At 70.3% G+C, this 6,792-nt stretch carries 6 protein-coding genes; 1 reads left to right on the top strand and 5 read right to left on the bottom strand.

Translation table 11 applies throughout. The features are described 5' to 3' along the window. Positions 1-1,697, bottom strand: a 1,697-nt coding sequence (metE, locus tag AB4Y86_RS08700) for a 5-methyltetrahydropteroyltriglutamate--homocysteine S-methyltransferase (protein ID WP_441401851.1), incomplete at its 3' end; no start/stop codon positions are given. A gap of 53 nt (positions 1,698-1,750) precedes the next feature. Then, positions 1,751-2,710, bottom strand: a complete 960-nt coding sequence (locus tag AB4Y86_RS08695) for a methylenetetrahydrofolate reductase (RefSeq protein WP_441401850.1) — start codon at positions 2,708-2,710, stop codon at positions 1,751-1,753. Positions 2,711-3,122: 412 nt separating this feature from the next. On the opposite strand from AB4Y86_RS08695, the gene AB4Y86_RS08690 reads away from it, so the two are divergent. Continuing rightward, positions 3,123-3,320 (top strand): hypothetical protein, encoded by a 198-nt coding sequence (locus tag AB4Y86_RS08690; protein WP_441401849.1) that lies wholly within the window; start codon positions 3,123-3,125, stop codon positions 3,318-3,320. 72 nt (positions 3,321-3,392) lie between these two features. Here AB4Y86_RS08690 and AB4Y86_RS08685 read toward each other — a convergent pair whose 3' ends face one another. The 3 genes from AB4Y86_RS08685 to AB4Y86_RS08675 all read right to left on the bottom strand — a co-directional run. After that, positions 3,393-4,646 (bottom strand): ROK family transcriptional regulator, encoded by a 1,254-nt coding sequence (locus AB4Y86_RS08685; RefSeq protein ID WP_441401848.1) that lies wholly within the window; start codon positions 4,644-4,646, stop codon positions 3,393-3,395. Between the two features lie 141 nt (positions 4,647-4,787). Next, complete coding sequence (locus AB4Y86_RS08680; protein WP_441401847.1) at positions 4,788-5,954, bottom strand: class I SAM-dependent methyltransferase; 1,167 nt, start codon at positions 5,952-5,954, stop codon at positions 4,788-4,790. A 48-nt stretch (positions 5,955-6,002) separates the two neighbouring features. Then, positions 6,003-6,792: NAD(P)-binding domain-containing protein (locus AB4Y86_RS08675; RefSeq protein WP_441401846.1), on the bottom strand; the 790-nt coding region annotated here is incomplete at its 5' end.

The raw sequence follows: 6,792 nt of genomic DNA, 5'->3' as shown, positions 1-6,792 counted from the left end.
GTCAGGGACTGCGCGTACCGGGCCCATTCCACCGTGATCGGGGCGCTGCGGGTGACGTCGCCCCACAGGATAGACGGGCGGGTGCAGCGTGAGCCGTAGGACTGGACCCAGCCGTGCACGGTGACGTCAAAGCCTTCGAGGTTTTCGGCGAAGTACTGGACCATGTCGTTGCGTTCCGGCTCGCCGTGGACCAGGACATCGAAGCCGAGCTCCTCCTGCAGCTCCACGACGCGCTTGATTTCGTTCTTCATCAGCTGTTCGTACTGCCCCGTGCTGAGCTCGCCCTTGTTGGCGCGGGCCCGCGCGGTCCGGATCTCGGCGGTCTGCGGGAAGGAGCCGATGGTGGTGGTGGGCAGCGGCGGCAGGTGCAGGGTCTTCTCCTGGGCCGCTTCCCGGACGGCGTACGCGGAGCGGCTGAAGTCGGCGTCCGTGAGGGCGGCGGTGCGGTTCCGGACCTCGGCGCGCCGCACGCCGTCGGCCTCGGCGCGGGAGGCAATGATGCGGGTGGCCTCCTCGATGGCCGGCTGGACGGCGTCGGGGTCGCTCAGCAGCCCGGCGAGGGTGACAACCTCGGCGGTCTTCTGGTCGGCGAAGGCCAGCCAGCTGCGCAGCTGCGGTTCAAGCTGGACTTCTTCCTCGACGTCGTGCGGGACGTGCGCGGTGGTGGTGGAGGTGCTGACGGCGAGCGTGGCGACGGACCTGCGCAGCTCGGCGATCTTGGCCGCCGAGGCGGCGAGGTCGTTGCGCCAGATGTTGTGGCCGTCCACGACGCCGGCGACGAGGGTTGTGCTGCCCAGCGCGGCCAGCGCCGCGGCGGCGGGGACGCCGCCCTTGAAGACGTCCAGGTGCAGGGCGTCGATGCCGGTCGCGGCGAGGGTGCCGAGCTGGCGATCGAGCGCGCCGTAGGGGGTGGAGACGAAGAGCCGGGGCCGGTTCGCGGCGGCGGAGAGCACCTCGTAGGCGCGGGCGACGGCGGCCTGGACTTCGCCGGCGGGGGTGTCCTGGTCCACCACGAGCGCGGGCTCGTCGAACTGGACCCAGCTGGCGCCGGCGTCGGCAAGCTTCTCCAGCAGGGCGGTGTAGGCGGGGAGGATGTCCTCGAGGCGGGACAGCGGGCTGAAGCCGGCCGGCGCATCGTCGGAGGCCTTGCTCAGCAGCAGGAAGGTGACCGGGCCGACGAGGTACGGCCGGGTTTCGACCCCGTTGGCGAGGGCGTACTCGAATTCCTCGACGATCCGGTTGGAGGTCACCGAGAAGGCGGTCTCCGGGCCGATTTCCGGGACCAGGTAGTGGTAGTTGGTGTCGAACCACTTGGTCATTTCCAGCGGCTGCTCATCCTTCGTGCCGCGGGCCAGGGTGAAGTAGCCGTCGATGCCCAGCTGGCCGTCGGCGTCGAGGAGGTTGCCGAAGCGGGCCGGGACGGCACCGAGGTGGGCGGCTGCGTCGAGCACCTGGTCGTAGTAGGAGAAGCTGCCGGGGACGGCGGCGGCTTCGGTCAGCCCGAGGCCGGTCAGGCGCTTGGCGGTGCCGAGCTGGATCTCCTTGGCGGCGGCATCCAGGGCGGCGGCGTCGATTTTACCGGCCCAGTAGGACTCGACGGCCTTCTTCAGTTCACGGCGCCGACCGATGCGCGGGTAGCCGAGGATCGAGGCGGACGGGAAGGGCGTGGCGTTGGTGGAAGGCTGCTGTTCAGTCATGGGAAAGTCCTTGGATTGGTGAGGTTCGTCGGGGGGTTCGTCAGGGCGGCGGTTCAGCTGGCGAGCTGGCGGCGGCCGGCCGGCCGCTGGCTGCCGCGGTGCGCTCGCGGCAGGGCGAGCTTGTCCAGCACCTCGAGCGCGCTGGCGTGCTCGTTGAAGGTGTAGAGGTGCAGGCCGGGGGCGCCGGCGTCCAGGGCCGCGTTGGCCAGGTCCACGGTGGCGGCCACCCCGATCCGGTTGCGTTCGGCGGCGGTGGCGGCGGACGCGAGCCGTTCGATGAGTTCCGGCGCCGGTTCGACGCCGGTCAGTTCGCCCAGCCGGGTGAGCCGGCGGACGCTGGTCAGCGGCATGACGCCCGGGATGATCGGGATGGTGACACCGGCCCGGCGGGCCCGGGACAGCAGCTGGGCGTACTGCTCGGTGTGGAAGAACACCTGGGTGATGGCGAAGTCTGCACCGGAGCGCTGCTTGGCCAGGAGCACTTCGACGTCGTGCCCCTCGCTGGGCGATTCCGGGTGCCGTGCGGGATAGGCGGCGACSCCGACCGCCACCTTGCCGGCGCACAGCATTGCCGAGCGTCGCTGTTCGACGCGGCGGATCAGCTCGATCAGGTCCTGGGCGTAGCGCAGCGATCCATCGGCCGGGAGGGCCCCGCCCTTGGGCTGGTCGCCGCGCAGGGCCAGGATGCCGCGGACGCCGACGTCGAGCAGTTCGCCGATGATGTCGGCCAGCTCCTGCGGGGTGTTGCCCACGCAGGTCAGGTGCGCCAGCGGCCGCAGCGTGGTCTCCTGCACCAGGCGGTTGATGAGTTCGACGGCGGTGTCGCGGTTGGATCCGCTGGCGCCGTAGGTCACGGAGACGTAGTCGGGGCTGGTGGATTCCAGTTCCCCGATGGTGGTCCAGAGTGATTCCGCGGCGGCGGGCGACTTGGGCGGAAACAGTTCGTAAGACAGGGCCACGGGGGCCGTGCCGGCTAGATTTGGATGTGCGTCAATGAGGCTTGGTGGAGACATTTGCGTCCTTAGCTGTGGGCCATCGACGAGCTGCGGGCCGGAGTCCGGCGCTGCCGCCAATGAGTTGAGTTTGAGGAACACGGAGGAAACTTCAGCAGGACGCAGCCGCGACTGGTACGCCTGATACGAAGGTCTCCGTGAGCAAATGTCAGGCCCACATGGGGGCACCCACATCCTCCTTGGCCGCCCGCTGGGAATTTCCAGTGGACCGGCCTGCAGCGGAGGATCGCTGACACGTTACCGCGGTAACTTGTCTACGACTCTAAGGCCGGCAAACGGCCCGGACAAGCCATTCGCCGAATTAAGACGTGTCTTTACGCCGCCGAAGGGCCCGCGGCAGAAGATTCTTCGGCGAAGTGGGTTCGTTCTTTCGGCCCTCCCCATGGCCGCGGCGCAGGTCTATCCTGAGGGCATGATCCAGCTACCAGCCAGTTACCAGGAGTACCTCGCCGGCCAGAGCGAGGGCGTGATCAACGCCGTCCGCCCCATTTTGATGCAGTCGGCCGCGGACAAGCGGCACGGGGTCCGGGTGGTGATCCACCCGCACGACCACCAGGCCCACCTGGACGAGACCATCCCGTACGGGACCGTCATCGAGGACATCGACTGACGTCTGTAGTTTCGGGCAGGGGCTGGGGCAGGGTCTAGGAGCAACGGACGAGGGCAACCGACGGTTCGGGGCCTAGCCCTCCAGCAGGAGGCGCTGGGAGCGCGGAGCCAGGGTGTGCTCCAGGACCAGGCAGGCAGCGCCGACGGCGGCCACGTCCTCCCCCACGCCCGTGCCCACCACCTCGATCCCGTGGATCTTCCGGGTGGCACTGTTCTCCTGGACCAGGGCCGGGATCTGTTCCAGGTACGCCGGCGCGAGGCAGCTCCAGAACGGCCCGCCAAACACGACGCGGTCCACGTCCAGGGCGTTGGTGACCGCGGAGACGGCCCGGCCCACCAGCACGGCGGACTCCCTGATGATCTCCATCGCCGCCTCGTTGCCGCCGTAGGCCAGCGCGCAGAGTTCCGCGAAGTTTTCCTGCACGGCCGGAGCGCTCCGATCCGTGCGGGCGCCCACCAGCACGCCGGCGGCCTCGGCCCTGGCCACGAGCGCCTGCGGGATGGCCGAGGATTTCACGCAGCCGCGCTGGCCGCAGTCGCACAGCGGACCGTCGGGGCCCACGATGATGTGTCCGATTTCCCCGGCGTTGCCGGAGCTGCCGCGGATGACCTCGTCGTTGAGGACGATCCCGCAGCCGATCCCGGTTCCCATGTACATGAAGACGAAGCTGCCGGCGCCGCTCGGACCGCCGGCCCAGGTCTCGGCCACCGCGGAGCTGGTCACGTCCTTGTCCAGCAGCGTGGACAGCCCGGTGGCTTCGGCAAGGGCGTCGCGCAGCGGAACGCGTTCCCAGCCCGGCAGCAGCGGCGGATCCACTACCGCGCCTTCCTTGAGGTCGATCGGTCCCGGCGAGGCGACGCCCAGCCCCGCGACCTTCGTGCGGTCCACGCCGGAGTCCTCGATCAGCTGCCCGATGGCGGCGGCGATGATGGCGATGATGGATTCCGGCTCGGCGCCTGAGGGGGTCGTGATCCTTGCGTGCTGGACGACGGCGCCAACCAGGTCCAGCAGGACGATGGTCAGGACCGCGGGATCAAGGTGCACGCCGACTGCATACATGCCGCCCGGGTTGAGCCGGAGCATGGTCCGCGGCTTGCCTGGTCCGGAGCCTTCCTTGCCGGCCTCGACGATGAGACGCTGGTCCAGCAGCCGGCGGGAGATGTTGGAGATGGTCTGCGGCGAAAGTCCGACGATCTGTGCGAGCTCCACCCGGCTCAGCCCGCCCGGGGCGCGCCGGATCGCGTCCAGGATGACGGTGAGGTTGAAGTCCCCCATCCGCGGAAGGTTGGTACCGCGCCGCGGCGAGGGTGTGCGGATCTCAGTCACTGATACCTCTGTGTTCTAAGGCCTTCGGCGGAGCACTGCTGATGTCAGCATGCTACGTCACACGGGGCCCCGATCCCGCACCCTCCGGCTTCACAGTTGCGAGGATTCCGCCCGGCCACGCGACAGCCGCCGCCGGTGGCGCTACGGTCGTGGCCTGCGAACGCTCGCGGTGACTGTGAATTTCGGATTTCGGCCCGCCTCGCGGGTGGGGCCGACCAGCCGTTCCAGCGCCGGCTGGTAGCGCAGGTGGCTGTTGAAGACGGTCCACAGCTCGCCGCCGGGCACCAGGACCCGGGCCGCGGCTTCGATCAGCTTGATCCCGGCGCCGGCGTGAACCGCGGCCCCGAGATGGAAGGGCGGGTTGAGCAGCACCAGCTCGGCGCACGCGTCCGGCAGGGTGCTCATCGCGTCGTCCTGCAGGACCTCGATTTGCCCGTCCAGGCCGTTGGCACGGGCGGTCGCCCGGGCGGATTCGACGGCGGCCGCGGACCGGTCGGTGGCGGTGACCCGGGCCTCGGGGTGGCTGCGGGCGTACAGCGACGCCAGAATCCCAGTGCCGCAGCCGAGGTCGACGGCGTGCGCGGCGCTGGGAAGGTCCGGCAGGAAGTCCAGCAGGAAGCGGGTTCCGATATCGAGCCCGGTGCCGGCGAACACCGCACCCCGGGCACAGACCGTCAGGTTCAGCTCGGCGTTGCGCTCCGTGAGGGGGAACCGCGGGGCGCCGTCGACCGCTTTCGGGCCGCGGGCCAGCAGGATCCGTGATTTTTGCCGTGCCAGTTGGGGCTGCACCTCGCTGAAGTAACGGTCCAGCACAGCGTTCATGCCCAGGCTCATGTGCTTGACCCTGCCGCCCGCCAGCAGGACCACACCGGGCGCGGCGCGCCGGGCGACGGCGTCGGCGATCTCTTCCAGCTCGGCAAGGGACCTGGGCAACTGGAGCAGGACCAGCTCCGCGCCGTCGACGGCGGCCTCCAGCGGGAGCTGTTCGAACCCGTCGGCGAAGCCGGCGGCAGCGGCATTACGGCGCAGCGCGCGTTCGCCGGTGATCAGGTCCTCGTGCACCCGGACGGCGCCGCTCCCCTCGGCCGGCAGCACGCCCAGCGCCAGCACGCCGAGGGTCAGCGCGCCGTAGCGGTCACCGACGACGGCGGTTCTGCCCCCGGTCGGCGCCCCGCCGGCGGCCTGCAATTCCGCCGCGGTGTCCAGCAGCAACCGGTCGGTGGCGTCCCAGGCCTGCAGGTTGGCGGCCTCAACGTCCGGGAATCGCCGGAGGCGGGAGAACAGGGAATCCAGGCTGTTGTCCGCCATCCGGGGTGCCGCCGTTTCTTGTCGGGCCGTTCCGGTATCCATTCCGGTTCAGGCCTGGGTGGATTGCAGGGCTTGGCGGGATGCCGGGCCGGTCAGCAGGTTGACGATGCCGGCCACGGCGGCCCGGCCGGCGCGGTTGGCCCCGATGGTGGACGACGACGGGCCGTAGCCGACCAGATGTACCCTAGGCTCCGCGGCGACGCGGGTGCCGTCCATGGCGATGCCGCCGCCGGGCCCGCGCAGGTGCAGCGGCGCGASGTGCTCCAGCTCGGCGCGGAATCCGGTAGCCCAGAGGATCACGTCGGCGGCCAGGAAGCTGCCGTCCGCAAGCCGCACTCCCCCGGGCTCGATGCCGGTGAACATCGGGTGGCGGTCCAGCACGCCGCGGGCGGCGGCAGCGCGCAGGGCGGGGGTCCAGATCAGGCCCGTCACTGCCACGACGCTCTGCGGCGGCAGGCCCTGCCGGACCCGTTCCTCGACGAGGGCGACGGCGTCGTGGCCGGCCTGGCGGTCGAAGGCGGCGTCGCGCCAGACCGGTTCGCGCCGGGTGAACCAGGTGGTGGCAGTGACCTTGGAGATCTCGTCGAGCAGCCCGACGGCCGAAATGCCGCCGCCGACCACGATCACGTGCCTTCCGCGGAACTCTGCCGCGGCCACGTAGTCCGCCACGTGAAGCTGCCGTCCGCGGAAGCTGGACTGGCCCGGATAAATCGGCCAGAACGGCCGGGTCCAGGTGCCGGTGGCATTGATCACGGCGCGCGCCGACCAGGCACCGCCGGAGGTGGCGACGCGCAGCCGGCCGGCTGGATTGCTGTCTTCGCGGGCGACAGTGCGGACC

This window comes from Arthrobacter sp. 2YAF22_2, assembly GCF_052114645.1.
Lineage (GTDB): Bacteria > Actinomycetota > Actinomycetes > Actinomycetales > Micrococcaceae > Arthrobacter.
The sequence above is the reverse complement of the archived record's forward strand: the minus strand, read 5'-3'. Positions and strand labels throughout refer to the sequence as shown.

Coding starts and splice junctions, on each gene's coding strand:
- AB4Y86_RS08690 (WP_441401849.1), top strand. CDS start 3,123: ATGATCCAGCTACCAGCCAGTTACCAGGAGTACCTCGCCGGCCAGAGC.
- AB4Y86_RS08680 (WP_441401847.1), bottom strand. CDS start 5,954: ATGGCGGACAACAGCCTGGATTCCCTGTTCTCCCGCCTCCGGCGATTC.